The following is a 25,271-nucleotide window of genomic DNA, read 5'->3' as shown; positions in this document are numbered from 1 at the left end:
TTACCGGGCCGAAGCGAGTTGAGTGAAAGCGGAACCGAGCCATTGCTGCACACCGCTCATGGTGGCGGCAGAGGTATCGAGGAACGGCTGTGGGTACACGCCAAGCACGATCAGCAGGACCGCCAGGCCCAGCACCATGGTCAGCTCGCGGCCATCCATGCCGGCCAGAACGGTGTCCGACTTGGCCGGGCCGAAGTAGGCGCGGTGAATCATGATCAGCGAGTACACCGAGCCGAATACCAGGCCGGTGGTGGCAATCACGGTGATCCATGGCACGTGGGCGAAGCTGCCGATCAGGATCAGGAACTCGCCGACGAAGTTGCCGGTGCCCGGCAGACCCAGGGATGCGGCGGCGAAGAACAGGCTGATGGCAGGCAGGTAGGCGATACGGTGCCAGACCCCGCCCATTTGTCGCATGTCACGGGTGTGCAGACGCTCGTACAACTGACCGCTGAGGATGAACAGCGCGGCGGCCGAAACACCGTGGGCGAGCATCTGGATCACCGCGCCTTGCAGGGCCTGCTGGCTGCCGGAGTAGATACCGATCAGCACGAAGCCCATGTGCGAGACGCTGGAGAAGGCGATCAGGCGCTTGATGTCGGTCTGCGCGAAGGCCAGGAAGGCGCCGTAGAAGATGCCGATCAGGCCCAGGGTCATGGCGATCGGCGCGAACTCGGCCGAGGCGTTGGGGAACAGCGGCAGGGCGAAACGCAGCAGGCCGTAGGCGGCGGTTTTCAGCAGGATACCGGCCAGGTCCACGGAGCCGGCAGTGGGCGCCTGGGCGTGGGCATCGGGCAGCCAGGAGTGGAACGGCACCACCGGCAGCTTCACCGCGAAGGCGATGAAGAAGCCCAGCATCAGCAGGTACTCGACACCGGCAGGCAGCTCGGCCTTGAGCAGGTCGCTGTAGTTGAAGGTGATGACCCCGGTGCTGTTGTAGTTGACCAGCACCAGACCCAGGATCGCCACCAGCATGATCAGGCCGCTGGCCTGGGTGAAGATGAAGAACTTGGTCGCCGCATAGATGCGGGTCTTCTTGCCGTCTGCCGAACTGTGACCCCAGAGCGCGATGAGGAAGTACATCGGCACCAGCATCATTTCCCAGAAGAAGAAGAACAGGAACAGGTCCAGGGCCAGGAATACCCCGACCACGCCGCCCAGAATCCACATCAGGTTGAGGTGGAAGAAGCCGACGTGGCGCTGGATCTCGTTCCACGAGCACAGCACCGACAGCACACCGAGCAGGCCGGTGAGCAGGATCATCAGCAGCGACAGGCCGTCGAGGGCCAGGTGCAGGCTGATGCCGAAGCGCTGGATCCACTGGACCTTGAATTCCAGTGCCCAGGCCGGTTCAGCGCCCGGAGCGGGGGCGAGGGTGTAGTCGCCGTGAGCCCACAGCCACAGGCCGATGCCGAGCAGCAGGGACATGGTCAGCAACGCGATCCAGCGTGGCAGGGTGGCGCCGAAGCGCTCGCCCAGCCAGCACAGAAGGCCGCCGATGAAGGGAATCAGGATCAGCCAAGGCAGAATCATGACGGGTTCGTTTCCTTTCGCAGAGTCGCAAGGTTCGCAAGAGTCAGGGTCATACCGCGGCCACCAGGACAGCGCCAAGCACCAGTACGGCGCCCAGGGCGATGGAGGCGGTGTACCAGCGCAGCTGGCCGGTCTCGGTCTTGCTCATGGCCACGTGTCCGCCGCGCGCCAGACGCGGGATCAGACCGATGGTGCGGTCGACCGGGTCCTTGCGCAGGACATGGCAGATCAGCAGGTACGGCTTGACGAACAGCTTGTCGTACAGCCAGTCGAAGCCCCATGCGGCATACCACCAGGCCGACAGGAAGCGGCCGATGCCGCTGTTGGCGATGGCGCTGACCAGACGGCGCTTGCCCAGGAACAGCATCGCCGCCAGCAGGATACCGGCGATGGCGATGGCGCCCGAGGCGATTTCCAGGCTGTGCTGGGCTTCGCCACCGGCGTGCCCGGCGCTTTGTGGCAACACGCCAGCCAGCGGCGGATGGATCCAGGCGCCGATGAAGGTCGACAGCACGATCAGCACGCACAGCGGCAGGCCATGGGCCAGGCCATGGCCGGCGTGGGCTTCGGTCTTGGCTTCGCCGTGGAAGGCGATGAAGATCAGGCGGAAGGTGTACAGCGAGGTCATGAACGCACCGACCAGGCCGGCGTAGAGCAGGTTGCTGTTGCCGCTGGCGAAGGCCTCCCAGAGGATTTCGTCCTTGGAATAGAAGCCCACGGTGATGATCGGCAAGGCCGCCAGCGCCGCGCCACCCACCAGGAAGCTGGCATAGGCCAATGGCAGCTTCTTCCACAGTCCGCCCATCTTGAAGATGTTCTGCTCGTGGTGGCAGGCGTTGATCACCGAACCGGAGGCAAGGAACAGCAGCGCCTTGAAGAAGGCGTGGGTCATCAGGTGGAAGATCGCCGCTTCCCAGGCACCGACGCCCAGGGCCAGGAACATGTAGCCGATCTGGCTCATGGTCGAGTAGGCGAGGATACGCTTGATGTCGGTCTGCACCAGCGCGGCGAAGCCGGCCAGCACCAAGGTCACACCGCCGACCACACCCACCAGGTGAAGGATGTCCGGGGCCAGCAGGAACAGGCCATTGGTGCGCGCGATCAGGTAGACACCGGCGGTGACCATGGTCGCGGCGTGGATCAGTGCCGAAACCGGAGTCGGGCCGGCCATGGCGTCTGCCAGCCAGGTCTGCAGCGGCAGCTGCGCCGACTTACCGACCGCACCGCCCAGCAGCATCAAGGTCGCCAGCACCATCCAGGTATCACCGGCCTGGAATTTCTGCGGCGCCAGTACCAGCAGCTCCTGCACGTTCAAGGTGCCGAGCTGGGCGAACAGAATGAACAGGCCGATGGCCATGAACACGTCGCCGATGCGCGTGACGATGAACGCCTTGAGCGCCGCGTTACCGTTGTTGCGGTTGCTGTAGTAGAAGCCGATCAACAGGTACGAGCACAGGCCCACGCCTTCCCAACCGAAGTAGATGAACAGCAGGTTGTCGCCCAGGATCAGGAACAACATGCTGGCGATGAACAGGTTGGTGTAGGAGAAGAAGCGCGAATAGCCGCTCTCGCCGCGCATGTACCACGAGGCGAACAGGTGAATCAGGAAGCCCACACCGGTGACCACCCCGAGCATGGTGACCGACAGGCCATCCAGGTACAGGGTGAAGCTCGGCGCGAAGCCATCCACCGACATCCACTGCCACAGCACCTGGCTGTACGCACCGCCTTCAGGCGGCGCGATGTTGAACTGCCAGATCACGTAGGCGGCGACGGCGGCCGAAAGACCGACCGAGCCCACGCCGATCAGCGCGGAAAGGTTCTCGGAGAACCGCCCGCGGGAGAACGACAGCAGCAGGAAGCCGATCAGGGGAAAGACGAAAGTCAGGAAGAGAAGGTTCATCCGCGCATCTCACTGGCAGCATCGATGTCGAGAGTGTGGAAGCGGCGATACAGCTGCAGCAGGATCGCCAGGCCGATACTGGCCTCGGCGGCTGCCAGGCTGATCACCAGGATGAACATCACCTGGCCGTCGGGTTGTACCCAACGCGCGCCGGCGACGATGAACGCCAGGGCAGAGGCGTTCATCATGACTTCCAGGCTCATGAGCACGAAGAGAATGTTGCGCCGGACCATGAGGCCGACCAGTCCTAGACAGAACAGGATGCCGGCGACCGCCAGACCATGCTCGAGAGGGATAGCACCCATGATTTACTCCTTCGCCTCGTTGCGGCCCAGGTGGAAGGCGGTGACCGCTGCAGCGAGCAGCAGCATCGAGGCCAGCTCGACCACCAGCAGGTAAGGCCCGAACAGGCTGATGCCCACGGCCTTGGCGTCGACGGTGGTGCCGCTGATGCCGGCACCGCTCGAGGTCGCGAACAGCACGTAGAGCAGTTCGCCGAGCAGCAGTGCCGCGAGCAGCACCGGCCCCGCCCAGATGCCAGGCTTGAGCCAGCCGCGCTCCTGCGCGACCGAGGCCGGGCCCAGGTTGAGCATCATCACCACGAAGACGAACAGCACCATGATGGCGCCGGCGTAGGCGATCACTTCCAAGGCTCCTGCGAACGGGGCGCCGAGGGAGAAGAAAATCATCGCCACGGAGATCAGCGAAATGATCAGGTACAGCAGCGCATGCACGGGGTTGGTCCCGGTCACCACCCGAAGGGTGGAGACCACGGCGATCCCGGATGCGAAGTAGAACGCGAATTCCATCTTTCTGTCCTTATGGGAGCAAGCTCTTCACGTTGATCGGCTCGGCTTCGTTCTGCGCGGCGCCTTTCGGCTTGCCAGCGATCGCCATCCCGGCAACACGGTAGAAGTTGTAGTCAGGGTTCTTGCCTGGGCCGGAGATCAGCAGATCTTCCTTCTCGTACACCAGGTCCTGACGTTTGAACTCGGCCATTTCGAAATCCGGCGTCAGCTGGATCGCGGTGGTCGGGCACGCTTCCTCGCACAGGCCGCAGAAGATGCAGCGTGAGAAGTTGATGCGGAAGAACTCGGGGTACCAGCGACCGTCGTCGGTCTCGGCCTTCTGCAGCGAAATGCAGCCGACCGGACAGGCCACGGCGCACAGGTTGCAGGCCACGCAGCGCTCTTCGCCGTCGGGGTCACGGGTCAGGACGATACGGCCGCGGTAGCGCGGCGGCAGGTACACGGGTTCTTCGGGGTACTGCAGGGTGTCGCGCTTGCGAAACCCGTGGGAGAACACCATCGCCAGGCTGCGCAGCTGGGTGCCGGTGCCCTTAACGATGTGGCCGATATATTTGAACATGGGTCAAATCCTCACTGGGCCGCGACGGCTGGTGTGTTGTAGAGCACGATCGCAGCGGTCACCAGCAAATTGATCAGGGTCAGCGGCAGGCAGAATTTCCAGCTGAAATCCATCACCTGGTCATAGCGCGGGCGCGGAATCGAGGCGCGCAGCAGGATGAACAGCATGATGAAGAACGCGGTCTTCAGCGCGAACCACAGGAACGGCACCTGCGGCAGCAGATCGAACGGGCCATGCCAGCCACCGAAGAACAGCGTCACCAGCAGCGCCGACACCAGGATGATGCCGATGTACTCACCGACGAAGAACATGCCCCACTTCATGCCGGCATACTCGATGTGGTAGCCGTCGGCCAGTTCCTGCTCCGCTTCCGGCTGGTCGAAGGGGTGACGGTGAGTCACGGCGACGCCGGCGATGAAGAAGGTACAGAAGCCGAAGAACTGCGGAATGATGAACCACAGGTTCTGCGCCTGGTACTCGACGATGTCGCGCATGTTGAACGAGCCCACTTGCACCACCACGCCCATCAGTGCAAGACCCAGGAACACTTCGTACGACACGGTCTGCGCCGAAGCCCGCAGGCTGCCGAGCAGGGCGTACTTGTTGTTCGAGGCCCAGCCGGCGAACAGCACCGCGTAGACCGAAAGACCGGCCATGGCGAAGAAGAACAGCAGGCCGATGTTCAGGTCCGCGACGCCCCACAGCGGGGTGATCGGAATCACCGCGAAGGCGATCAGCAGGGCGCTCATCGCCACCACCGGCGCCAGGGTGAAGATGAAGCGGTCGACGAAGGGTGGGTTCCAGTCTTCCTTGAAGAACATCTTCAGCATGTCGGCAGCGATCTGGAACATGCCGAACGGGCCGACCCGGTTCGGGCCGTAGCGGTCTTGCCACCAGCCCAGCAGACGGCGCTCGACGAAGCTGAGCAGCGCGCCGCAGACGACCACGGCGAGCAGCACCACGATGGCCCGGACGACGCTGAGGATCACATCGATCACTTCGGGGGTGAACCAACTCATTGTGCTGCCTCCTGCAGGCCTTCGACGGTGGCGCCGAAGATCGCCGGCGGAATCCCGTCCAGGCCCTTCGGCAGGGCAACCAGGCCAGCGCCCAGCTCAGCAACGATACGCAGCGGCAGGCGCAGCGACTGGCCGCCTGCGGTAAAGCTCAGCAGGGCGCCATCGTTGACCCCGAGGCGGTCGGCTTCGGACTTGGCCAGGGCGACGTAGGCTTGCGGGATGCGCGACTGCACCGGGGCGGCGCGCGAGGAGTTCTCTTCGCTGCCGAACAGGTGGAACAGCGGCACCACTTTCCAGGTGCCACGGGCCGGGTTGTAGGCACCCGGAATGGCGCTGAACCAGCCCAGGCGATCACCCTGGGTTTCGATCAGGCGCACGCCCGGATCGCCGGCACGCAGGTGACCACCGACTTCATCCTGAAACTTGTTCCACGCCTGGGGCGAGTTCCAGCCCGGCGACCAGGCGAACGGCACCTGCTGGCGCGGTTCGGCCGACCCCGAATAGCCTTCCATGGAGAAGGCGAATGCGGTGTCTTTGTCTTGCGGAGTGCGCGGCTCGTGCACGCTGATGTCGGCGCGCATGGCGGTACGCCCGGAATAGCGCAGCGGCTCACGGGCAAGCTTCATGCCCTTGATGCGGAAGGCAGCGCTTGGCGCGGCGTCGACGATGCCAGCCAGTTGCGGCGAAACCTGCGCGCAGGCCTGGGTGACGTGGTCGAGCTGGGTCCAGTCCACCGGCTTGTTCAGCAGCGTGGCGCGAAGGGCATGCAGCCAGCGCCAGCCTTCGTGGATCTGGATGCTGCTGTCCAGGTATTGCGGGTCGAACACCTGGAAGAAGCGTTGCGCGCGGCCTTCCTGGCTGACCAGGGTGCCGTCGCCTTCGGCGAACGAGGCCGCCGGCAATACCAGGTGCGCACGATCGCTGGTGGCGGTCTTGCTGTGGTCGGCAACGATCACCACCTTGGCCGCAGCCAGGGCCGCATCGACCTTGGCCGCCGGCAGGCGGGCGTAGAGGTCGTTCTCCAGCACCACGATGGCGTCGGCCTTGCCGTCGATCACCGCGTCCAGCGCCGCGTCGGCGCTGTCGCCCCCGAACATGGCCATCCCTAAGCTGTTGGCCTCAGGCACCACCAGGCTCAGCGAGCCGTTTTTCTCGCGAAGTTTCAGCGCCTTGGCGATGTTCGCCGCCGCTTCGATCAGTGCCGGATCGGCCAGCGAAGTGCCGGCGACCACCAGGGGACGTTGCGCCGCTACCAACGCGTCGGCGATGCGCTGGGCAAGGGCCTTGGCCTCATCGTCCAGGTTGATCACCGCAGGCGCGCTCGGGTCGATGGCGTGGGCCACGGCAAAGCCCAGGCGGGCGAGGTCGGCCGGTGCTGCATGTACGCATTCTTCGGCGACGTCGTCGAGCTTGGTCTCGGCCAGCGAGGCGATGAACAGCGGGTACAGCGCGTGCTGACCGATGTTCTTCACCGCCGCATCCAGCCACGGCTGGACCTTCATGGCTTCGGCCATGGCCTCGGCCTTGCCTTTGGTGGCCTGGCGCACGGCCAGGGCGACGCGGGCTGCGGTCTGGGTGAGGTCTTCGCCGAGTACGAATACGGCGTCGTGGTCTTCGATGTCGCGCAGGGTCGGCACTGGCAGCGGGCTGTTGTTGAGCACCTCCAGCACCAGGCGCACGCGCGCCAGTTCGCCGGCTTCGATGCCTGAGTAGAAGTACTCGGCGCCGACCAGTTCACGCAGGCCGTAGTTGCTTTCAAGGCTCGCGCGTGGCGAACCGATGCCGACGATGGTGCGACCGCGCAGCAGGTCGGCGGCCTTGTCCAACGCGGCGTCGAGGCCAAGCTTGCTGCCATCGGCCAGCAGCGGCTGGCGCGGACGATCCTTGCGGTTGACGTAGCCATAGCCGAAGCGGCCACGGTCACAGAGGAAATACTGGTTCACCGAACCGTTGAAACGGTTCTCGATGCGCCGCAGCTCGCCGTAGCGCTCGCCGGGGCTGATGTTGCAGCCGCTCGAGCAGCCATGGCAGATGCTTGGGGCGAACTGCATGTCCCACTTGCGGTTGTAGCGCTCGGAGTGGGTCTTGTCGGTGAACACGCCGGTCGGGCAGACCTCGGTGAGGTTGCCGGAGAACTCGCTTTCCAGCACGCCGTCTTCGACGCGGCCGAAGTACACGTTGTCGTGGGCGCCATAGACGCCCAGGTCGGTGCCGCCGGCGTAGTCCTTGTAGTAGCGCACGCAGCGGTAGCAGGCGATGCAGCGGTTCATCTCGTGGGCGATGAACGGGCCGAGGTCCTGGTTCTGGTGGGTGCGTTTGGTGAAGCGATAACGGCGCTCGTTGTGGCCGGTCATCACCGTCATGTCTTGCAGGTGGCAGTGACCGCCTTCCTCGCACACCGGGCAGTCGTGCGGGTGGTTGGTCATCAGCCATTCGACGACGCTGGCGCGAAACGCCTTGGATTCGTCGTCTTCAATGGAGATCCAGGTGCCGTCGGAGGCGGGGGTCATGCACGACATGACGATACGACCGCGGGTGTCGTTCTCGTCGGTGTACTGCTTGACCGCGCACTGGCGGCAGGCGCCGACGCTACCGAGCGCCGGGTGCCAGCAGAAATAAGGGATGTCGAGGCCAAGCGACAGACAGGCCTGTAACAGGTTGTCCGCACCGTTGACTTCGAGCGCTTTGCCGTCTACGTGGATAGTGGCCATGGTTCAAAGTTCTTCGTTGGCCCGCGTGAGCAGGCGTGGCTAATGGAAATCGGTGTGCCTGCGGCCTGCCTCGAGAAGCTCGGGTCGGCCTGCAGGCGAGCGGATGGCACGGACCACCCGCTGTTCATCTTGTTATGCGCCGACCACGACCGGACCGGCCGGCACGGGTTTGGCCAGGTTCGGGCTCAAGGTGGCGCCTGCAGCTGCAGGCGCGACACCGGCCTCGAACTCTTCGCGGAAGTATTTGATCGCACTGCCCAACGGCTCGACGGCACCGGGTGCGTGAGCGCAGAAGGTGCGGCCAGGGCCGAGGAAGTTGACCAGACCCAGCAGGGTCTCGATGTCCTCGGCGCGGCCCTGGCCTTTTTCCAGGGCGCGCAGCATCTTCACGCTCCACGGCAGGCCGTCGCGGCACGGTGTGCACCAGCCGCACGACTCACGGGCGAAGAACTCTTCCATGTTGCGCAGCAGCGAAACCATGTTGATCGAATCATCGACCGCCATCGCCAGGCCCGTACCCATGCGCGTGCCGACCTTGGCGATGCCGCCGGCATACATCTGGGCGTCGAGGTGCTCGGGCAGCAGGAAGCCGGTACCGGCGCCGCCCGGCTGCCAGCACTTGAGCCTGAAGCCATCGCGCATGCCGCCGGCGTAGTCTTCGAACAGCTCGCGGGCGGTGACGCCGAACGGCAGCTCCCACAGGCCAGGGTTCTTCACCTTGCCGGAGAAGCCCATCAGCTTGGTGCCGTGGTCTTCACTGCCGGCGCGGGCCAGGGACTTGTACCAGTCGTTGCCGTTGGCGACGATGGCCGGCACGTTGCACAGGGTCTCGACGTTGTTGACGCAGGTCGGCTTGCCCCACACGCCGACGGCGGCAGGGAAGGGCGGCTTGGAACGCGGGTTGGCGCGGCGGCCTTCGAGGGAGTTGATCAGCGCGGTTTCTTCGCCACAGATGTAGCGACCGGCGCCGGTGTGGACGAACAGCTCGAAGTCAAAGCCCGAACCGAGGATGTTCTTGCCCAGCAGGCCCGCGGCCTTGGCTTCATCGATGGCGCGGTTGAGGTTCTTCGCCGCGGCGGTGTATTCGCCACGCAGGAAGATGTAGCCGCGATAGGCCTTGAGCGCGCGGGCGCTGATCAGCATGCCTTCGATCAGCAGATGGGGCTGTTGCTCCATCAGCATGCGGTCTTTCCAGGTGTTGGGTTCCATTTCATCCGCGTTGCACAGCAGGTAGCGGATGTTCATGGATTCATCTTTGGGCATCAGGCCCCACTTCACGCCAGTGGGGAAGCCTGCGCCGCCACGGCCCTTGAGGCCGGAGTCCTTGACGCTCTGCACGATGTCGTCGGGGGCCATCTGCGCCAGCGCGGTACGCGCGGCGACGTAGCCGTTCTTCGACTCGTACTCGGCAAGCCACACCGGCTCGCCGTCGTCACGCAGGCGCCAGGTCAGCGGATGGGTTTCGGCTGCACGCGCGATACGGTTGGCCGGGCCGAAGGAAGTGATGGTCATGCGTAACCCTCCAGCAGTTTGGCGACGCCGGCAGGTTGCACGTCGCCGAAGGTGTCGTCGTCGATCATCAGCGCCGGGGCCTTGTCGCAGTTGCCCAGGCAGCACACCGGCAGCAGGGTGAAACGCCCGTCTGCGGTGGTCTGGCCCAGGCCGATGCCCAGTTCGCTCTGGATCTGGCCGACCACCGATTCATGGCCGCCGATGTAGCAGACCATGCTGTCGCAGACGCGGATGATGTGGCGACCGACCGGCTGGCGGAAGATCTGGCTGTAGAAGGTGGCGACACCTTCGACGTCGCTGGCCGGAATACCGAGCACCTCGCCGATGGCGTGGATCGCGCCATCGGGCACCCAGCCACGGGCCTTCTGCACGATCTTCAGCGCTTCGATGGAGGCCGCGCGCGGATCTTCGTAGTGGTGCATCTCGTGCTCGATGGCCGAGCGCTCGGCTTCGCTCAGGGCGAAGCGGTCAGTCTGGATAAGCGTGCTGTTCATGCTTAGCGGTCCACGTCAGCCATAACGAAGTCGATACTGCCCAGATACGCAATGAGGTCGGCGACCATGCTGCCTTTGATCACCGAGGGGATCTGCTGCAGGTGCGGGTAGCTCGGGGTGCGGATACGGGTGCGGTAGCTCATGGTGCCGCCGTCGCTCGTCAGGTAGTAACTGTTGATGCCCTTGGTCGCTTCGATCATCTGGAACGACTCGTTGGCCGGCATGACCGGGCCCCACGAGACTTGCAGGAAGTGCGTGATCAAGGTCTCGATGTGCTGCAGGGTGCGCTCTTTGGGCGGCGGCGTGGTCAGCGGGTGGTCCGCCTTGTACGGGCCTTCTGGCATGTTGCGCAGGCACTGGTCGATGATGCGGATGCTCTGGCGCATCTCTTCGACGCGGACCATGCAGCGGTCGTAGGCATCGCCGTTGTGCGCCAGCGGCACTTCGAATTCGAAGTTCTCGTAGCCCGAGTACGGGCGCGCCTTGCGCAGGTCGAAGTCGCAACCGGTGGAGCGCAGGCCGGCACCGGTGGTGCCCCATTCCAGCGCTTCCTTGGTGTTGTAGGCGGCAACGCCGATGGTCCGGCCCTTGAGGATGCTGTTCTGCAGGGCAGCCTTGGTGTACTCGTCGAGGCGCTTGGGCAGCCAGTCGACGAAGTCCTTGACCAGCTTGTCCCAGCCGCGTGGCAGGTCGTGGGCGACGCCGCCGATGCGGTACCAGGCCGGGTGCAGGCGGAAACCGGTGATGGCTTCGATCACGGTGTAGGCGCGCTGACGGTCGGTGAAGGTGAAGAACACCGGGGTCATGGCGCCGACGTCCTGAATATAGGTACCCAGGAACAGCAGGTGGCTGGTGATACGGAAGAATTCGGCGAGCATGATGCGAATCACGTCGACCTTCTGCGGCACCTGGATACCGGCCAGCTTCTCTACCGCCAACACGTACGGCAGGTTGTTCATCACCCCACCGAGGTAGTCGATACGGTCGGTATAGGGAATGAAGCTGTGCCACGACTGGCGCTCGGCCATTTTCTCGGCGCCACGGTGGTGGTAGCCGATGTCGGGCACGCAGTCGACGATCTCTTCGCCGTCCAGTTGCAGCACGATACGGAACGCACCGTGCGCGGACGGGTGGTTGGGGCCCAGGTTGAGGAACATGTAGTCCTCGTTGGCACCCTGGCGCTTCATGCCCCAGGCCTCGGGGTTGAAGCGCGCCGACTCTTCTTCGAGCTGCTGCTTGGCCAGGGTCAGGCTGTAGGGGTCGAACTCGGTGGCGCGCGCCGGGTAGTCCTTGCGCAGCGGGTGACCTTCCCAGGTCGGCGGCATCATGATGCGGCTCAGGTGCGGGTGGCCGGCGAAATCGATGCCGAACATGTCCCACACTTCGCGCTCGTACCAGTTGGCGTTGGGCCAGATGCCGGTCACGGATGGCAGGTTCAGGTCGCCCTCGCTGAGCGAGACCTTGATCATCACGTCGCTGTTACGTTCTACCGAGAGCAGGTGGTAGAACACGCTGAAATCGGCGGCAGGCAGGCCGCGGCGCTGGGTGCGCAGGCGCTCGTCGACGCCGTGCAGGTCGTACAGCATGCTGTAGGGCTTGGCGACATTGCGCAGGAAGCTCAGGATTTCCTTGAGCTGGGCACGCTTGACCCACAGCACCGGCATGCCGGTACGGGTTTCCTGGGCGACGAAGGCGTCGGCGCCAAAGCGATTGTGCAGTTCGACGACCACATCCTGGTCGTCAGCCTTGTAAGGCGGAATGTAAATAGCGGTGTCCGCTGTCATGGTCTCGGTCGCTTTCGGTCAACGTAGAGAATGAAGCCAGGCCGCCGGCTCCAGGGGAGCGGGCGGCAGGTCGCTGGATCAGACTTCGTCGGGGCTGCGCAGGTTGGTTACCGCGATTCGCTGTTCGCGGCGCAGGTCCTTCTGGGCAGGCATCTCGGCACGGTAGATGCCTTGATCGCCCACCACCCAGGACAGCGGGCGACGCTCTTGCCCGATCGACTCCTGCAACAGCATCAGCCCTTGCAGGAAGGCTTCGGGGCGAGGCGGGCAGCCCGGCACGTAGACGTCCACGGGGAGGAACTTGTCGACCCCCTGAACGACCGAGTAGATGTCGTACATGCCGCCGGAATTGGCGCACGAACCCATGGAGATGACCCATTTCGGCTCGAGCATCTGCTCGTACAGGCGCTGGATGATCGGCGCCATCTTGATGAAGCAGGTGCCGGCGATGACCATGAAGTCGGCCTGACGCGGCGAGGCCCGGATGACTTCGGCGCCGAAGCGGGCGATGTCGTGGGGTGCCGTGAAGGCCGTGGTCATTTCCACGTAGCAGCAGGAAAGGCCGAAGTTGTACGGCCACAGGGAGTTCTTGCGACCCCAGTTGACCGCGCCCCGCAGAACATCCTCGAGTTTCCCCATGTAGATGTTCTTGTGGACCTGATCTTCCAGCAGCTGGTCGGTTACGGTTTCCCGCTCGCCGACCGGATACTGCTCGTTAGGCGCGTCCGGATCGATTCTGGTGAGATTGTATTGCATTGCCAAAGCCTCATTGTTTCAGCTTCGCTTGCCGCTTGCGGCGTGCTTCCGGCGCCCAGTCAAGGGCCCCCACACGCCATAGGTAGACAAGACCTGCCAACAGAATTGCTATGAAAACGAGTGCTTCGACGAATCCGGTCCAGCCGCTTTCGCGGACGGACACAGACCAGGCAAAGAGAAAGAGGGCTTCGATGTCGAAGATCACGAACAGCATCGCGACCAGATAGAATTTGGCGGACAGGCGCAGACGGGCGCTGCCGGTGGGCAGCATGCCGGACTCGAACGGCTCGTTCTTGGCCCGGCCCCAGGCCTTGCTGCCCAGCAGGCTGGAAAGACCGAGCATGAAGGCACACAGGCCGACGACACCGAGAAGGAAGATGGCCAGGCCCCAGTTGTGGGCGATCAGTCCTGTCGAATCGGGCATGCTCAAGTCCTTATACAGAGCCCAGGCTCTGCGTTCTGAAAATAATTAAAGCGGCGACGTGGTGTCGCAGGCGCAGTGACCAAATGTCGCAGCTGGATCAATCCGGCTGATTTTATGGGTAAACCCTATGCAAGTAAATTTACCCAGGCAAATTTATTCGTAGGATTAAGAACAAAAATCGCTCTTAACTCGCTGAAGCCCTTGAATTTCGGGCATTCGCGCACTTCTCTCAATTGTGTTTATTGTTTCCGGTAACGTTCGTCTTGTTTGTAATGATAATTACTATCATCTAAATAAGCCTGATCGTTTTAGTTGGTCTTTAATGCACTAACTGCGCATCAACGAGCCTCACGCTGAACGTGCAGGCAGCCGACTGTTGTACGCAAAAATGGGCTGGGGTGCGCGGTGCTGGATCAATGAATCGACGACGGACTGCCGTCTCGGTGCGAAGGGGTGCAGGTGCGCAGGCCAGTGAGCGGGACATGTAACCGTCCTTGCTTCTTTATTGTCTGCCAAGCATAGCCCGTATTTCCCTGTGCGCACGGATCGATTCGGCAAGCCCGAGCGCGTGCGCCGTTGTCGTACGGCCCATGACCTTGCGCACACAGCACGAGGCCCGGAGCGCTGGCGCGGTCCGGGCCTCGATGATTGCCGGGCGAATCAGTGGAACTGTTCTTCCTCGGTCGAGCCGGTGAGGGCGGTGACCGACGATGCGCCACCCTGGATCACGGTGGTCACGTCATCGAAGTAGCCGGTGCCCACCTCCTGCTGGTGGGCGACGAAGGTGTAGCCCTTGCTGGCGTCGGCGAACTCCTGTTCCTGCAGCTTGACGTAGGCGGTCATGTCGTTGCGGGCGTAGTCGTGCGCCAGGTTGAACATGCCGTGCCACATGTTGTGGATGCCGGCCAGGGTGATGAACTGGTGCTTGTAGCCCATCGCCGACAGCTCGCGCTGGAATTTGGCGATGGTGGCGTCGTCGAGGTTCTTCTTCCAGTTGAACGACGGCGAGCAGTTGTACGACAGCAGTTGGTCTGGGTATTCCTTCTTGATCGCCTCGGCGAAGCGACGTGCCTCGTCCAGGTCGGGCTTGGCGGTTTCACACCAGATCAGGTCGGCGTAGGGCGCGTAGGCCAGGCCGCGGGCAATCGCCTGGTCCAGGCCGGCACGTACCTTGTAGAAGCCTTCGCGGGTGCGCTCGCCGATCACGAACGGTTGGTCGTACGGGTCGCAGTCGCTGGTCAGCAGGTCGGCGGCGTTGGCGTCGGTGCGCGCGAGGATGATCGTCGGCGTACCGGCAACGTCGGCTGCAAGGCGCGCGGCGACCAGTTTCTGCACCGCTTCCTGGGTGGGCACCAGAACTTTGCCGCCCATGTGCCCGCATTTTTTCACCGAGGCCAGTTGGTCTTCGAAGTGCACACCGGCAGCGCCGGCCTCGATCATGCTTTTCATCAGTTCATAGGCGTTGAGCACGCCGCCAAAACCGGCTTCGGCGTCGGCGACGATCGGCGCGAAGTAGTCGATGTAGCCGTCGTCACCCGGGTTCTTGCCGGCTTTCCACTGAATCTGGTCGGCGCGGCGGAAGGAGTTGTTGATGCGCTTGACCACCGTCGGCACCGAATCGACCGGGTACAGCGACTGGTCGGGGTACATCGATTCAGCCGAGTTGTTGTCGGCGGCGACCTGCCAGCCCGACAGGTAGATGGCCTGGATGCCGGCCTTGACCTGCTGTACGGCCTGGCCGCCGGTCAGGGCGCCCATGCAGTTGACGAAGTCTTTTTCGGGGCGGAAGGAGGGATGGGCACCTTGGGTGACCAACTTCCAGAGTTTCTCGGCACCGGCGCGGGCCAGGGTGTATTCCGGTTGCAGCGAACCGCGCAGGCGCACGACATCGGCGGCGGTGTAGGTACGGGTCACGCCTTTCCAGCGCGGGTTCTCGGCCCAGTCTTTCTCGAGGGCTGCAATTTGCTGTTCGCGTGTCAGTGCCATGGAAATAACCTCGTCGCATCAGTCGGTGAAGTAGGTGCTGGGCTCGGCGCACGGCTCAGGGGGCGTGGCGGCTGTCCTGCGCGAGGAAGGTGATGCAGCGAAGGGGTGAGGGCGGAAGAAAGCAGGCGCGGTGGACTTGCCGGCAGCGTGGCTCGTGGATGCCGTGCTGCACAGGCGACGTCGGTGGCCGTGGCTGCGGTAAAGCGCTTCCGTCCCTCGGGACAACTTCTTCGTTGCAGTCACCATCGCGTCGCGCTGCCTTTTGGGCTGCATGGACACGGAGCGCCTCCACAGGTGGCGGGAGTGCGCCCCGCAGGCCCGGTCAGGGCCCCTGATCAGCGGGAGCGAGGCAATCATGCCCAGTGCAAAAAGCGCCTGTCAACGACTTTGTAGTGGTTTTATATGCTCACTACATCTTTGGTCTAATACGACTTGTCAGTCAGTTTCGGGGCCTCTGGTCGCAGGCCGGAGGGGTCGATATCAGTCCACCAGGTCGACTTTTACCCGCAGGGTCATGTTCTCGCCCTGCTGGGTGCTGTAGCTGAGCCTTCCGGGAGTCCGGTCTGCCTGACTTTGCTGGTTGAATCCGGCGAGGATGATCCAGGTGCCCAGCTCACCGCTGACTGTCGTGTCGGTGCTCTGAACATTCACTACATCTGCACGTTCACGGCTGATGCGATCATTATTGCTGCTGATTTGCAGCTGAACCGTATTGCCCATTACCTGCGGGGTGACATAGAACCCCTGGGTGACATTGCGATATTCAGTGTCGCTCTGTACGCGCCCATAGCCATCGCTCGAGGTGCTTGTGAACGGAACGCTCTGGCCGACCTGAATCAGTGCCGGCTGCCCTTCGCTGGCGCGGATTTGCTGCAGGCCGCCCTCGCGGTTGCGGGTGCCGTGGCGGATGATCCTGGCGTTGCCGCGGGTGTCCTGGAAGTTGCTGTCCTGGGTGTCGACGCTGATCAGCAAGCGCTTGGGGGCAGTGTCGAGCTGCTGCAGCAGTGTGCGCAGCTCATCGATGCGCGGCTGGCTGGCATCGACCACCAGCTTGTTTTCGAAGGCGCTGACGGTGCCTTCGCTGCCGATGAATGCCTGGGCGGTGGGCAGCAACTGGGCGCTGCTGCGGTGCTCCAGGGGCAGTACGGCGGTGGCTGCCTGGCAGGCGAAGCTGCTGCACAACAACAAGGTGGCGAACGAGGGGCGTAGCGGCATGGCGGCGGTCTCCGCGAGTGGAGTCAGCATGATGGCAAATTTGGCGGCAGTCTGCCGCTTGGTCGGTCCTGGGCTGCGGCTGGTCGGGCGGGCACAAATTCCGTAACATCGCGCCTCTTTTTCCGCTTGCGTCATCCGCTCACTGCTGTTCAAGCACAGCCGAACGCTGGCCTGACCACAGGACCTTCATGAAACCCGTTCGTCTTCGCGCCGACTTGCTGGCCGGCCTGACCACTGCCTTCGCCCTGGTGCCCGAGTGCATCGCCTTTGCCCTGGTGGCCCACCTCAACCCGCTGATGGGCCTGTATGGCGCGTTCATCATCTGCACCCTGACCGCGTTGTTCGGTGGTCGCCCGGGGATGATTTCCGGTGCTGCCGGGTCGATGGCGGTGGTGATCATCGCGCTGGTGGTGCAGCACGGTGTCGAGTATCTGCTGGCGACCGTGCTGCTGGGCGGTGCCTTGATGGTGCTGTTCGGAGTGCTGCGCCTGGGCAAGTTGATTCGTCTGGTGCCGTACCCGGTGATGCTTGGCTTCGTCAACGGTCTGGCCATCGTCATCGCCCTGGCGCAATTGGAGCACTTCAAGCGCGGCGAGCAATGGCTCAGCGGTACGCCGCTGTACGTGATGATTGGCCTGGTGGCGTTGACCATGCTGGTGGTCTACGTACTGCCCAAAATCACCCGCGCCGTGCCGCCGGCACTGGTGGCGATTCTGGGTGTGGGCTTGCTGGTGTATGGCCTGGAGCTGCCGACCCGCACCCTCGGGGACATGGCGCAGATCGCTGGCGGCTTGCCGGCGCTGGCTTGGCCGCAGGTGCCGTGGAGCCTCGAGACCCTGCGCATCATCGCCCCTTACGCGTTGCTTATGGCCATGGTCGGCCTTCTGGAAACCTTGCTGACCCTCAACCTGACCGACGAAATCACTGAGAGCCGCGGCTTTCCGGACCGCGAATGCGTGGCGCTGGGCGCGGCCAACATGGCTTCGGGCCTGTGTGGCGGCATGGGCGGCTGCGCGATGATCGGCCAGACCGTGATCAACCTCAGCTCGGGTGGCCGCGGGCGGCTGTCCGGGGTCACCGCAGGGGTGATGATTCTGCTGTTCGTCCTGTTCCTGTCGCCGCTGATCGAACGCATTCCGCTGGCGGCGCTGGTGGGGGTGATGTTCGTGGTGGCGCAGCAGACCTTCGCCTGGGCCTCGCTGCGGGTGCTGCACAAGGTGCCGGCCAGCGACGTGCTGGCGATCGTCGCGGTGACGGTGGTTACGGTGCTCACCGATCTGGCCGCGGCGGTGCTGTTCGGCATCGTAATCGCCGCGATCAACTTCGCCTGGCAGCACGCCCGCGAGCTGTACGCCGACAGCCGTATGGAAGGCGACGGGCATAAGCATTACCAGGTGCACGGCACGTTGTTCTTCGCCTCGACCACGCCGTTTCTCAACCAGTTCGACCCGGCCGGAGATCCGCCGAGCGTGACCCTGGACTGCCAGCACCTGAGCTTTGTCGATTACTCGGCCATCGCCGCACTGAAAACCCTGCGCGAGCGCTATGCCAAGGCGGGCAAGCATTTGCGCGTGGTGCACCTGTCAGAGCGCTGCAAGAAATTGCTCAAGCGGGCGGGCGAGCAGCATTGAGTGCGCCGGCCTGAGGGCTCAGGCCAGCGCAATCAGGGGCGAGTCGACTCAGTCGGCCAAGGCCTGCAGGTGCCACTGGCCGTCTTCCTCGCGGGCCAGGCCGCTGGCGCCGAGCAGTGCGAACAGGCGCGGGTGCAGGGCGCTGTCGGTGAAGGTCTTGAGGGTGTCGAGGTCGATCACGCCAAGGGTTTGCAGCTCGGCCTGGGTATACGACAACCAGGCCTTCTTGAGCTTTTGCAGAACGTCGCTGGCGGCGGTGCTGGCAAAGCGCCGATGTGCGGGCTTGGCGTCGAACTCGAAGGTGTGCAGGTGGCTGTAGTCGGTCTGATCGCCGCCGCTCTCGGCGCAGCGATAGCAACTGCAAGGGCCGTCGCCGAAGGCGCTGCGCAGGTAGCTGTTGAAGTCGGTGACTGGCTTCAGGCTCAGGCGTTTGTCGACTTCGAACAGGTCGGCGGTCATGGGTTGCTCGGCGCTCACGTTCGGCTCCTGATGTGGTGGGGCGGGCATCGGCGGGCACCCTAACAGATCGGCCCCTTCCAGGCCATCGGTGCGCTAGAGACAAGTGCCTGGCCGTGCCGTACCCTACGCGGCCCTGAAACTGCGAGGTCATCGGCTTGAGCACCTACCCCTACACCGCCACCATCACCGTCAGCACCGAGAACTTCGGCGGCGATGTCGAGGCCACGGAAAACCCAGGCATCCGCGTGGGCCTGGAAGCGGTCACCGAAACCCTGAAGAAAGTGCACTTCGTGCACACCCTGGCGGCCCCGGACGGCGCTACCCATATCTGCGTGACCCTGGACAACGGCCTGAGCTACTACGGCCCGATCGTCAACGGTCACGCCGAGCTCGAAGGCGGCTGGATCGCCTTCGAATGCGACATGCTCACGCCGCAGGAACTGGGGTTGTAGGCATACTTCGTCGAACGCATAGCCTGCGCGGCGTCTGGCGCTCAGCGTAACTGCGCCAGGCAGCGTTCGAGGATATCCAGCCCTTCCTCCAGCACCTGGGCCTCGATGGTCAGCGGTGCCAGCAGGCGCACGATGTGCCGCGCCTTGCCACTGGGCATCAGCAGCAGGCCCTGGGCGCGCGCCGCATCGAGCAGCGCGCTCAATTGCGCCGGGGCAGGGGTGCCGTCCGGGTTGATCAACTCGATGCCGCGCATGGCACCGACGCCGGTCAGGCGGCCGAGGAACGGGCTCAGGCCTGCGGCCTGCCAGCGCGAGTAGCGGGCAAGCAAAGCCTGCTCCTGACGCTCGCCCCAGGTGGCCAGATTGTCGTCGCTCATCTGCGCCAGGCTGGCCAGTGCCGCGGCGCAGGCGATGGGGTTGCCCGAGTAGGTGCCGCCGAGCCCGCCCTTGGGCAGCGCTGACAGCAGCTCGCGGCGACCCACCACCGCGCCCAGCGGCATGCCGCCGGCGATGCTCTTGGCCAGCAGCAGCAGGTCGGGTTCGATGCCCAGTCGCGAGAAGGCGAAACGCTGGCCGGTGCGGCCGAAGCCCGACTGGATTTCATCGACGATCAGCACGATGCCGTGGCTGTCGCAGAAGCGGCGCAAGGCCTGGGCGAAGGTCGGGTCGAGCGCCAGAAAGCCACCTTCGCCCTGCACCGGCTCGATGATGAACGCCGCCACGTCCTCCACTGCCAGCTCGACGCTGAACAGCCGCTCCAGTGCCTTGAGCCCTTCGGCGCAGCTGACGCCGTTGTCGGCGCTGGGGTAGGGCAGGTGATACACCGGGCCGGGCAGCTCGCCCACGCGCTGTTTGTAAGGCGCGACCTTGCCGTTGAGGTTGAGGGTGGCCAGGGTGCGGCCATGGAAGCCCCCGTCGAAGGCGATCACCGCGCGCTTGCCGGTGGCGCCACGGGCGACCTTCAAGGCGTTTTCGGCGGCCTCGGCACCACTGTTGGTGAGCATGCCAGCGATGGGGTAGCTCAGCGGCACGAACTGGCCGAGGCGCTCCATCAACTGCAGGTACGGCGCGTGGGGCGCTGCGTTGAACGCCGAGTGGGTGAGCTGGGTCGCCTGGTTGCAGATCGCCTCGACCACTGCCGGGTTGCAATGGCCCAGGTTGAGCACGCCAATGCCGCCGACGAAGTCGATATAACGGTTGCCGTCGGTGTCCCAGACTTCCGCATTACGGCCGTGGGAAAGTGTAATCGGGTGAACGATGGAAATGGATTGACTGATACTTTCCGGATTCATCTGCTCGCAGGCCTGTGTTCAAGTTTCTTATTATCCAAGCGCTTCGCGCAGCCCATGCGCAAACGAATTATCCGATTGGCTTCATTCCCTCAACTATGGAAGTTACGGCTCACACACCTTCCGCGACCCGCTCGCGTATCCACTGCACGAAGGCGCGCACCTTCGGTACCTGCGCGGCATGCTCGGCGTGTGCCATGAAATGCCGGCCATTGCTGGGCACCGGGTGGTCCCACGCCACCACCAGCTTGCCCTCGGTCAGTTCTTCGGCCACCAGGTAGCGGGGAATCAAGGCGATGCCGCAGCCGGCGATGGCTGCGCGAATGCACAGGTAGAACGTATCGAAGCGGGGGCCGTGGTAGCTGTTGTGGCTGTGCAGGCCCTGACCGAGGAACCACTCGTGCCAGGCCTCGGGGCGCGAGGCGCATTGCAGCAGGCGGTGCTCGATCAGCGCCTCGGTACTGGCGAAACGCTGTTGCTCGAGCAGCTGCGGCGCACACACCGGCAGCACTTCCTCACTGAACAGCTCGATGCACGTGGCCCCGGGCCAGGTGCCCTGGCCGAAGAAGAAGGCGACGTCAGCCTTGGCCTGCACCAGGTCGAAAGGCTCGAGTTCGTTGCGAATGTCCAGGTGAATGCGTGGGAAGCGTTCGCCGAAACCCTTGAGCCGTGGCACCAGCCAGCGTGCGCCGAAGGTCGGCTGGGTGGCGATGCGCAGCACTTCGGTTTCATCGCCATAGCTGAGGATGTAGCGGCTCGAGATGTCGATCTGGGTGAGGATCTTGTTCACCTCGGTCAGGTACAGCGCCCCGGCCGGGGTCAGGTGCAGGCGCCGACGAACGCGCTCGAACAGTGGGTGCGAGAGCATGTCTTCGAGCTGCGCGACCTGCTTGCTGACCGCGCTCTGGGTCAGGTGCAGCTCTTGCGCGGCGCGGGTGAAGCTCAGGTGGCGGGCGGCCGCTTCGAAGCACTGCAGGGCGGTGGTCGAGGGCATCAGGCGTTTGGACATGGCGATGGCGTACCCCGCGAAAAGTCAGGAGTTCATTCTCTAATGGAATCATGTACTGCAAAAAGGTCGTTTGTTGACGACCCGCGGGTAGATTAATACTGACCTGCATCAATGAAGGCAAGCCGGGATTGAACGAGGAGGAAAGTGCGCGTCGCCGGCATCTGCAGAACAACAAAAACATGCATTCGAACTTGAGCTGAATCTGCTCCAACAGTCAGTCGCCCACTGTGCGACAACCCAGTCGAGGGTTTTTCATGGCGTCCCCCCACAATAAAAAACAACGCTCGTTGCAGCATGGCCTGAGCTCGCGTCAGGTCTCGATGATTTCCATTGCCGGCATCATTGGTGCCGGATTGTTCATTGGTTCGTCCAATGCCATCGCCACGGCCGGCCCGGCCATTCTGATTTCCTATGCCATGACCGGGCTGCTGGTGCTGCTGGTCATGCGCATGCTTGGCGAAATGGCCATCGCCAACCCCAACAGCGGCTCGTTTTCCACCTACGCCACCGAGGCCATCGGCCCCTGGGCCGGGTTCACCATCGGCTGGTTGTACTGGTGGTTCTGGGTGCTGATCATTCCGGTCGAGGCCATCGCCGGCGCCGACATTCTTCACGTGTACTTCCCGGCGGTGCCATCCTGGTTGTTCGCGTTCCTGATCATGCTGCTGTTGTCGTGTACCAACCTGGTCAGCGTGCGCAACTTCGGCGCGTTCGAGTACTGGTTCGCGCTGGTCAAGGTGATCGCCATCATCGCCTTCATCGGCATTTGCAGCCTGGCCGTGCTGGGCTTCTGGCCGCTGGCCGAGACCTCCGGGGTCAGCCGTCTGTGGGAAAACGGCGGCTTCATGCCCAATGGCTTCGGCACCGTGCTGGGCGGGGTGCTGATCACCATCTTCTCGTTCTTCGGCGCCGAGATCGTCACCATCGCCGCCGACGAAACCGCCAACCCCAAGGAAAAAATCCGCCGCGCCACCAACCTGGTGGTGTATCGCATCGCCATCTTCTACCTGGCGTCGATCTTTCTGGTGGTGTCGCTGGTCGCCTGGAACGACCCGGCGCTCAAGGAAGTCGGCTCGTTCCAGCGGGTGCTGGACGTGCTGAATGTGCCGGGTGCCAAGTTCGTGGTCGACATGGTGGTGCTGGTGGCCGTGACCAGTTGCATGAACTCGGGCCTGTATACCGCTTCGCGCATGCTGTATTCGCTGGGTGCGCGGGGTGAGGCGCCAGTGATGACCCGGCGTATCTCCGGCGCCGGTGTGCCGACCGTGGCGGTGCTGCTGTCGACCCTGGCCGGGTTCGTCGGCTGCCTGGTCAACTACGTGTTTCCCGGCAAGGTCTTCGGCTTCCTGCTGTCGACCACCGGCGCGATCGCGTTGCTGGTGTACCTGGTCATCGCCGTTTCGCAGTTGCGCATGCGCGCTCGCGCCGACCGTGACGGCACCGTGCTGGAGCTGAAGATGTGGCTGTTCCCCTGGCTCACCTGGCTGGTGATCGGCACCATCGCCCTGGTGCTGGGCTACATGTTGTTCAGCGATGCGTACCGCTACGAGACGCTGATGACCGCTGCGGTGACCTCGATCATTCTGCTGATCTCGCTGAGCCGGCGGCGTGCTGCGGCGAACGCTCTGCAGGCCAGTGTGCAGGGCGGTCAATGACCCACCGAGACTGACGCAACGCCAAGCCCGCGGTACCTGCCGCGGGCTTTTTTCGTCCTCAGGGGGTAGCCGTCTTACGCCGCGGTTGACGGGGTTTGCCGGCAGCTTTGCTGGCGCCTTTGCCGGCGCTCTTGGCCTTGCCTGCGCCGCTGCGCTTGTTTTTCCACGCAGGGGCCTTGTTGCCGCTGCCCAGAGGCGGTCCGCTGATGACCAGGCGCATGCCCGCGCAGCGCTGCACCAGCTTGCTCATCCACGCCGATTGGCGCGCAACGAACTCCTCCAGGCTCATTTCACCGCTTTGCACCATGTCCAGAGCCTGCTCCCAGATCGCCGTGGTGCCGGGGTCGGCGATCGCCCGGGGCACGGCATCGATCAGGCTGAAGGCCGCCGGCGTGGCGGCCAAGGCCTTGCCGTTCTTGCTCAGGTAACCACGGTCGAGCAGGCCCTGGATGATGCTGGCGCGGGTGGCCTCTGTGCCGATGCCGGTGGTGTCCTTGAGTTTTTGTTTGAGCAGTGGGTCTTGCACCAGCTTGGCGACGTTTTTCATCGCCTTGATCAAATCGCCTTCGGTGAAAGGTTTGGGCGGCTGGGTCCACAAGTCTTTCAGGTACACCTGCTCGACGGCGCACAGCTGGCCCTGCTGCAACGCCGGCAGAACCTGTGCCGGTGGCGCCTCGCGGCCTTTGCTTGGGGTCAGCGCTTCGGGCAGTGCGCGGCGCCAGCCCGGTTCGATGATGTGCTTGCCCACCGCCCGCAGGTGTTGGCCGGTGCAGTCGAACTCCGCCTGGGTGCGGTCGAAGCTGTGTGGCGGCAGGAACTGCGCCAGGTAGCGGGCGCGAATCAGGGTGTAGACCGCCTTGTGCTTGCTCGGCAGCCGGCTCGGGTCGCTGGCGGCGAGCGTGGGAATGATGCCGTGGTGAGCACTGACCTTGGCATCGTTCCAGGCCCGCGAGCGGCGACTGGCATCCAGATGCACCTGCAGCGCAGCCAGCGAAGAGTCGGCACGCTGCAGGGCTGCGAGGATGGCGCCAGCTTCGCCGTGCTGGCTGAGCGGCAGGTAGCCGCAGTCGCTGCGCGGGTAGGTGATCAGCTTGTGGGTTTCGTACAGCGCCTGGGCGATGTCGAGGGTTTCCTGGGCGCCCAGGCCGAGCTTCTTCGAGCACAGTTCCTGCAGGGTGCCGAGGTCGAACGGCAGCGGGGCGGCTTCGCGGACGCGCTCGGTTTCAATCTTCAGCAGCACTGCCTGGGCCGCGCTGCGCATGGCCTCGGCTGCCTGTTGCGCCAGCGCTTGCTGCAGGCAGCGGCCTTGGTCGTCGCAGGCATCGTCCGGCGCCCGCCATTGGGCCATGAACGACTGCCCGGCATGGCCGAGTTGAACCTCGATGGCCCAGAACGGCACCGGCACGAAGTCGGCGATGCTGCGGTCGCGGTCGACCACCAGGCGCAGGGTCGGGGTCTGCACGCGGCCGACCGGCAACACGCCTTGATAACCCGATTGCCGGCCCAGCAAGGTGAACAGACGGCTCATGTTCATGCCGATCAGCCAATCGGCCCGTGAACGACCCAGCGCCGAGTGGTAGAGGGTGAAGGTCTGCTGGCCGGGCAGCAGGCGGGCCAGTGCCTTGCGGATCGAGGCGTCGTCCAGTGCCGACAGCCACAGGCGCTGCACCGGGCCGCGGTAGCGGCAGTGTTCGAGCAGCTCACGGGCGATCATTTCCCCCTCACGATCTGCGTCGGTGGCGATCACCAGCTCCCGCGCTTCACCGAGCAGGCGCTTGACCGCCTTGAACTGGCTGGCGGTCTTGGTCTTGACCAGCATCTTCCATTTTTCCGGAATGATCGGCAGGTCATCGAGCGCCCAACGCTTGTAACGGGCGTCGTAGCTGTCGGGCGGAGCGGTTTCCAGCAGGTGACCAATGCACCAGGTGACGCACACGTCGGTGCCTTGCCAGCAGCCATCGCCCTTGCGCGTGGCGCCGAGCACTTTGGCGATGTCTTTGGCCTGGGAGGGTTTTTCGCAGAGAAACAGGCGCATGGCCGGGCACGCTCAAGTCGCAGGTGATGAGCGACA

21 protein-coding genes are annotated in these 25,271 nt (G+C 64.0%); 3 read left to right on the top strand and 18 right to left on the bottom strand.

Annotated elements, in window-relative coordinates; genetic code table 11:
* The 14 genes from nuoM to H618_RS0103285 all read right to left on the bottom strand — a co-directional run bounded on the left by nuoM (nucleotide 1) and on the right by H618_RS0103285 (nucleotide 16,705).
* Entirely contained in the window at nucleotides 1–1,533 is a 1,533-nt protein-coding gene (gene nuoM, locus H618_RS0103350; protein ID WP_028693719.1) for an NADH-quinone oxidoreductase subunit M, read from the bottom strand.
* A 49-nt stretch (nucleotides 1,534–1,582) separates the two neighbouring features.
* Nucleotides 1,583–3,436 carry an NADH-quinone oxidoreductase subunit L gene (gene nuoL / locus H618_RS0103345; RefSeq protein WP_028693718.1) on the bottom strand — a complete coding sequence of 618 codons (1,854 nt, stop codon included), beginning with the start codon at nucleotides 3,434–3,436 and terminating at the stop codon, nucleotides 1,583–1,585.
* Nucleotides 3,433–3,741: an NADH-quinone oxidoreductase subunit NuoK gene (gene nuoK / locus H618_RS0103340; protein ID WP_008096201.1), complete on the bottom strand. Its 309-nt coding sequence runs from the start codon at nucleotides 3,739–3,741 to the stop codon at nucleotides 3,433–3,435. Before nuoK ends, nuoL begins: the two co-directional genes overlap by 4 nt.
* Nucleotides 3,742–3,744: 3 nt before the next feature.
* Complete coding sequence (gene nuoJ, locus H618_RS0103335; protein ID WP_028693717.1) at nucleotides 3,745–4,245, bottom strand: NADH-quinone oxidoreductase subunit J; 501 nt, start codon at nucleotides 4,243–4,245, stop codon at nucleotides 3,745–3,747.
* 10 nt (nucleotides 4,246–4,255) lie between these two features.
* Entirely contained in the window at nucleotides 4,256–4,804 is a 549-nt protein-coding gene (gene nuoI / locus H618_RS0103330) for an NADH-quinone oxidoreductase subunit NuoI (protein ID WP_028693716.1), read from the bottom strand.
* A gap of 11 nt (nucleotides 4,805–4,815) precedes the next feature.
* Nucleotides 4,816–5,823 carry an NADH-quinone oxidoreductase subunit NuoH gene (nuoH, locus tag H618_RS0103325; protein WP_028693715.1) on the bottom strand — a complete coding sequence of 336 codons (1,008 nt, stop codon included), beginning with the start codon at nucleotides 5,821–5,823 and terminating at the stop codon, nucleotides 4,816–4,818.
* Nucleotides 5,820–8,534 (bottom strand): NADH-quinone oxidoreductase subunit NuoG, encoded by a 2,715-nt coding sequence (nuoG, locus tag H618_RS0103320; protein ID WP_028693714.1) that lies wholly within the window; start codon nucleotides 8,532–8,534, stop codon nucleotides 5,820–5,822. The genes nuoH and nuoG overlap by 4 nt, the downstream gene beginning before the upstream one ends.
* 132 nt (nucleotides 8,535–8,666) lie before the next feature.
* A complete protein-coding gene (nuoF, locus tag H618_RS0103315) occupies nucleotides 8,667–10,046 on the bottom strand; it encodes an NADH-quinone oxidoreductase subunit NuoF (RefSeq protein WP_028693713.1) in 1,380 nt (459 codons plus the stop codon).
* On the bottom strand, nucleotides 10,043–10,540 hold the full coding sequence (gene nuoE, locus H618_RS0103310) for an NADH-quinone oxidoreductase subunit NuoE (RefSeq protein ID WP_028693712.1): 498 nt from the start codon (nucleotides 10,538–10,540) through the stop codon (nucleotides 10,043–10,045). Before nuoE ends, nuoF begins: the two co-directional genes overlap by 4 nt.
* Before the next feature lie 2 nt (nucleotides 10,541–10,542).
* Complete coding sequence (gene nuoC, locus H618_RS0103305; protein ID WP_028693711.1) at nucleotides 10,543–12,324, bottom strand: NADH-quinone oxidoreductase subunit C/D; 1,782 nt, start codon at nucleotides 12,322–12,324, stop codon at nucleotides 10,543–10,545.
* A gap of 78 nt (nucleotides 12,325–12,402) precedes the next feature.
* A complete protein-coding gene (locus tag H618_RS0103300; RefSeq protein WP_012313769.1) occupies nucleotides 12,403–13,080 on the bottom strand; it encodes a NuoB/complex I 20 kDa subunit family protein in 678 nt (225 codons plus the stop codon).
* A gap of 10 nt (nucleotides 13,081–13,090) precedes the next feature.
* Nucleotides 13,091–13,504 (bottom strand): NADH-quinone oxidoreductase subunit A, encoded by a 414-nt coding sequence (locus tag H618_RS0103295; RefSeq protein WP_028693710.1) that lies wholly within the window; start codon nucleotides 13,502–13,504, stop codon nucleotides 13,091–13,093.
* Between the two features lie 660 nt (nucleotides 13,505–14,164).
* Nucleotides 14,165–15,490, bottom strand: a complete 1,326-nt coding sequence (aceA, locus tag H618_RS0103290; protein ID WP_028693709.1) for an isocitrate lyase — start codon at nucleotides 15,488–15,490, stop codon at nucleotides 14,165–14,167.
* A 480-nt stretch (nucleotides 15,491–15,970) separates the two neighbouring features.
* Nucleotides 15,971–16,705 (bottom strand): secretin N-terminal domain-containing protein, encoded by a 735-nt coding sequence (locus H618_RS0103285; protein ID WP_028693708.1) that lies wholly within the window; start codon nucleotides 16,703–16,705, stop codon nucleotides 15,971–15,973.
* Between the two features lie 188 nt (nucleotides 16,706–16,893).
* On the opposite strand from H618_RS0103285, the gene H618_RS0103280 reads away from it, so the two are divergent.
* On the top strand, nucleotides 16,894–18,336 hold the full coding sequence (locus H618_RS0103280) for a SulP family inorganic anion transporter (protein WP_028693707.1): 1,443 nt from the start codon (nucleotides 16,894–16,896) through the stop codon (nucleotides 18,334–18,336).
* Nucleotides 18,337–18,384: 48 nt separating this feature from the next.
* Here the strand turns inward: H618_RS0103280 and H618_RS0103275 are convergent, their stop codons facing one another.
* Nucleotides 18,385–18,813, bottom strand: coding sequence for a hypothetical protein (locus H618_RS0103275; protein ID WP_028693706.1), 429 nt, complete (start codon nucleotides 18,811–18,813; stop codon nucleotides 18,385–18,387).
* Between the two features lie 137 nt (nucleotides 18,814–18,950).
* Here H618_RS0103275 and H618_RS0103270 point away from each other — a divergent pair, with 137 nt between their 5' ends.
* The gene (locus tag H618_RS0103270) at nucleotides 18,951–19,247 is read left to right on the top strand and encodes a hypothetical protein (RefSeq protein WP_028693705.1); all 297 of its coding nucleotides are present in this window, start codon (nucleotides 18,951–18,953) and stop codon (nucleotides 19,245–19,247) included.
* 41 nt (nucleotides 19,248–19,288) lie between these two features.
* Here H618_RS0103270 and H618_RS0103265 read toward each other — a convergent pair whose 3' ends face one another.
* On the bottom strand, nucleotides 19,289–20,539 hold the full coding sequence (locus tag H618_RS0103265; protein WP_028693704.1) for a 2-aminoadipate transaminase: 1,251 nt from the start codon (nucleotides 20,537–20,539) through the stop codon (nucleotides 19,289–19,291).
* Between the two features lie 109 nt (nucleotides 20,540–20,648).
* The gene (gene gcvA / locus H618_RS0103260; RefSeq protein WP_028693703.1) at nucleotides 20,649–21,545 is read right to left on the bottom strand and encodes a transcriptional regulator GcvA; all 897 of its coding nucleotides are present in this window, start codon (nucleotides 21,543–21,545) and stop codon (nucleotides 20,649–20,651) included.
* Between the two features lie 254 nt (nucleotides 21,546–21,799).
* Between gcvA and H618_RS0103255 the strand changes: the two genes are divergently transcribed.
* Nucleotides 21,800–23,200 (top strand): amino acid permease, encoded by a 1,401-nt coding sequence (locus H618_RS0103255; RefSeq protein WP_028693702.1) that lies wholly within the window; start codon nucleotides 21,800–21,802, stop codon nucleotides 23,198–23,200.
* A gap of 58 nt (nucleotides 23,201–23,258) precedes the next feature.
* Here H618_RS0103255 and H618_RS0103250 read toward each other — a convergent pair whose 3' ends face one another.
* The gene (locus H618_RS0103250) at nucleotides 23,259–25,235 is read right to left on the bottom strand and encodes a DNA topoisomerase III (RefSeq protein WP_028693701.1); all 1,977 of its coding nucleotides are present in this window, start codon (nucleotides 25,233–25,235) and stop codon (nucleotides 23,259–23,261) included.
* Nucleotides 25,236–25,271: the final 36 nt, after the last annotated feature.

Source organism: Pseudomonas cremoricolorata DSM 17059 = NBRC 16634 (assembly GCF_000425745.1).
GTDB classification, from domain to species: domain Bacteria; phylum Pseudomonadota; class Gammaproteobacteria; order Pseudomonadales; family Pseudomonadaceae; genus Aquipseudomonas; species Aquipseudomonas cremoricolorata.
The sequence above is the reverse complement of the archived record's forward strand: the minus strand, read 5'-3'. Positions and strand labels throughout refer to the sequence as shown.

Excerpts from the sequence above, each read along its gene's own strand:
- nuoM (WP_028693719.1), bottom strand. The coding sequence starts at position 1,533 with ATGATTCTGCCTTGGCTGATCCTGATTCCCTTCATCGGCGGCCTTCTG.
- nuoL (WP_028693718.1), bottom strand. The coding sequence starts at position 3,436 with ATGAACCTTCTCTTCCTGACTTTCGTCTTTCCCCTGATCGGCTTCCTG.
- nuoK (WP_008096201.1), bottom strand. The coding sequence starts at position 3,741 with ATGGGTGCTATCCCTCTCGAGCATGGTCTGGCGGTCGCCGGCATCCTG.
- nuoJ (WP_028693717.1), bottom strand. The coding sequence starts at position 4,245 with ATGGAATTCGCGTTCTACTTCGCATCCGGGATCGCCGTGGTCTCCACC.
- nuoI (WP_028693716.1), bottom strand. The coding sequence starts at position 4,804 with ATGTTCAAATATATCGGCCACATCGTTAAGGGCACCGGCACCCAGCTG.
- nuoH (WP_028693715.1), bottom strand. The coding sequence starts at position 5,823 with ATGAGTTGGTTCACCCCCGAAGTGATCGATGTGATCCTCAGCGTCGTC.
- nuoG (WP_028693714.1), bottom strand. The coding sequence starts at position 8,534 with ATGGCCACTATCCACGTAGACGGCAAAGCGCTCGAAGTCAACGGTGCG.
- nuoF (WP_028693713.1), bottom strand. The coding sequence starts at position 10,046 with ATGACCATCACTTCCTTCGGCCCGGCCAACCGTATCGCGCGTGCAGCC.
- nuoE (WP_028693712.1), bottom strand. The coding sequence starts at position 10,540 with ATGAACAGCACGCTTATCCAGACTGACCGCTTCGCCCTGAGCGAAGCC.
- nuoC (WP_028693711.1), bottom strand. The coding sequence starts at position 12,324 with ATGACAGCGGACACCGCTATTTACATTCCGCCTTACAAGGCTGACGAC.
- H618_RS0103300 (WP_012313769.1), bottom strand. The coding sequence starts at position 13,080 with ATGCAATACAATCTCACCAGAATCGATCCGGACGCGCCTAACGAGCAG.
- H618_RS0103295 (WP_028693710.1), bottom strand. The coding sequence starts at position 13,504 with ATGCCCGATTCGACAGGACTGATCGCCCACAACTGGGGCCTGGCCATC.
- aceA (WP_028693709.1), bottom strand. The coding sequence starts at position 15,490 with ATGGCACTGACACGCGAACAGCAAATTGCAGCCCTCGAGAAAGACTGG.
- H618_RS0103285 (WP_028693708.1), bottom strand. The coding sequence starts at position 16,705 with ATGCCGCTACGCCCCTCGTTCGCCACCTTGTTGTTGTGCAGCAGCTTC.
- H618_RS0103280 (WP_028693707.1), top strand. The coding sequence starts at position 16,894 with ATGAAACCCGTTCGTCTTCGCGCCGACTTGCTGGCCGGCCTGACCACT.
- H618_RS0103265 (WP_028693704.1), bottom strand. The coding sequence starts at position 20,539 with ATGAATCCGGAAAGTATCAGTCAATCCATTTCCATCGTTCACCCGATT.
- gcvA (WP_028693703.1), bottom strand. The coding sequence starts at position 21,545 with ATGTCCAAACGCCTGATGCCCTCGACCACCGCCCTGCAGTGCTTCGAA.
- H618_RS0103255 (WP_028693702.1), top strand. The coding sequence starts at position 21,800 with ATGGCGTCCCCCCACAATAAAAAACAACGCTCGTTGCAGCATGGCCTG.
- H618_RS0103250 (WP_028693701.1), bottom strand. The coding sequence starts at position 25,235 with ATGCGCCTGTTTCTCTGCGAAAAACCCTCCCAGGCCAAAGACATCGCC.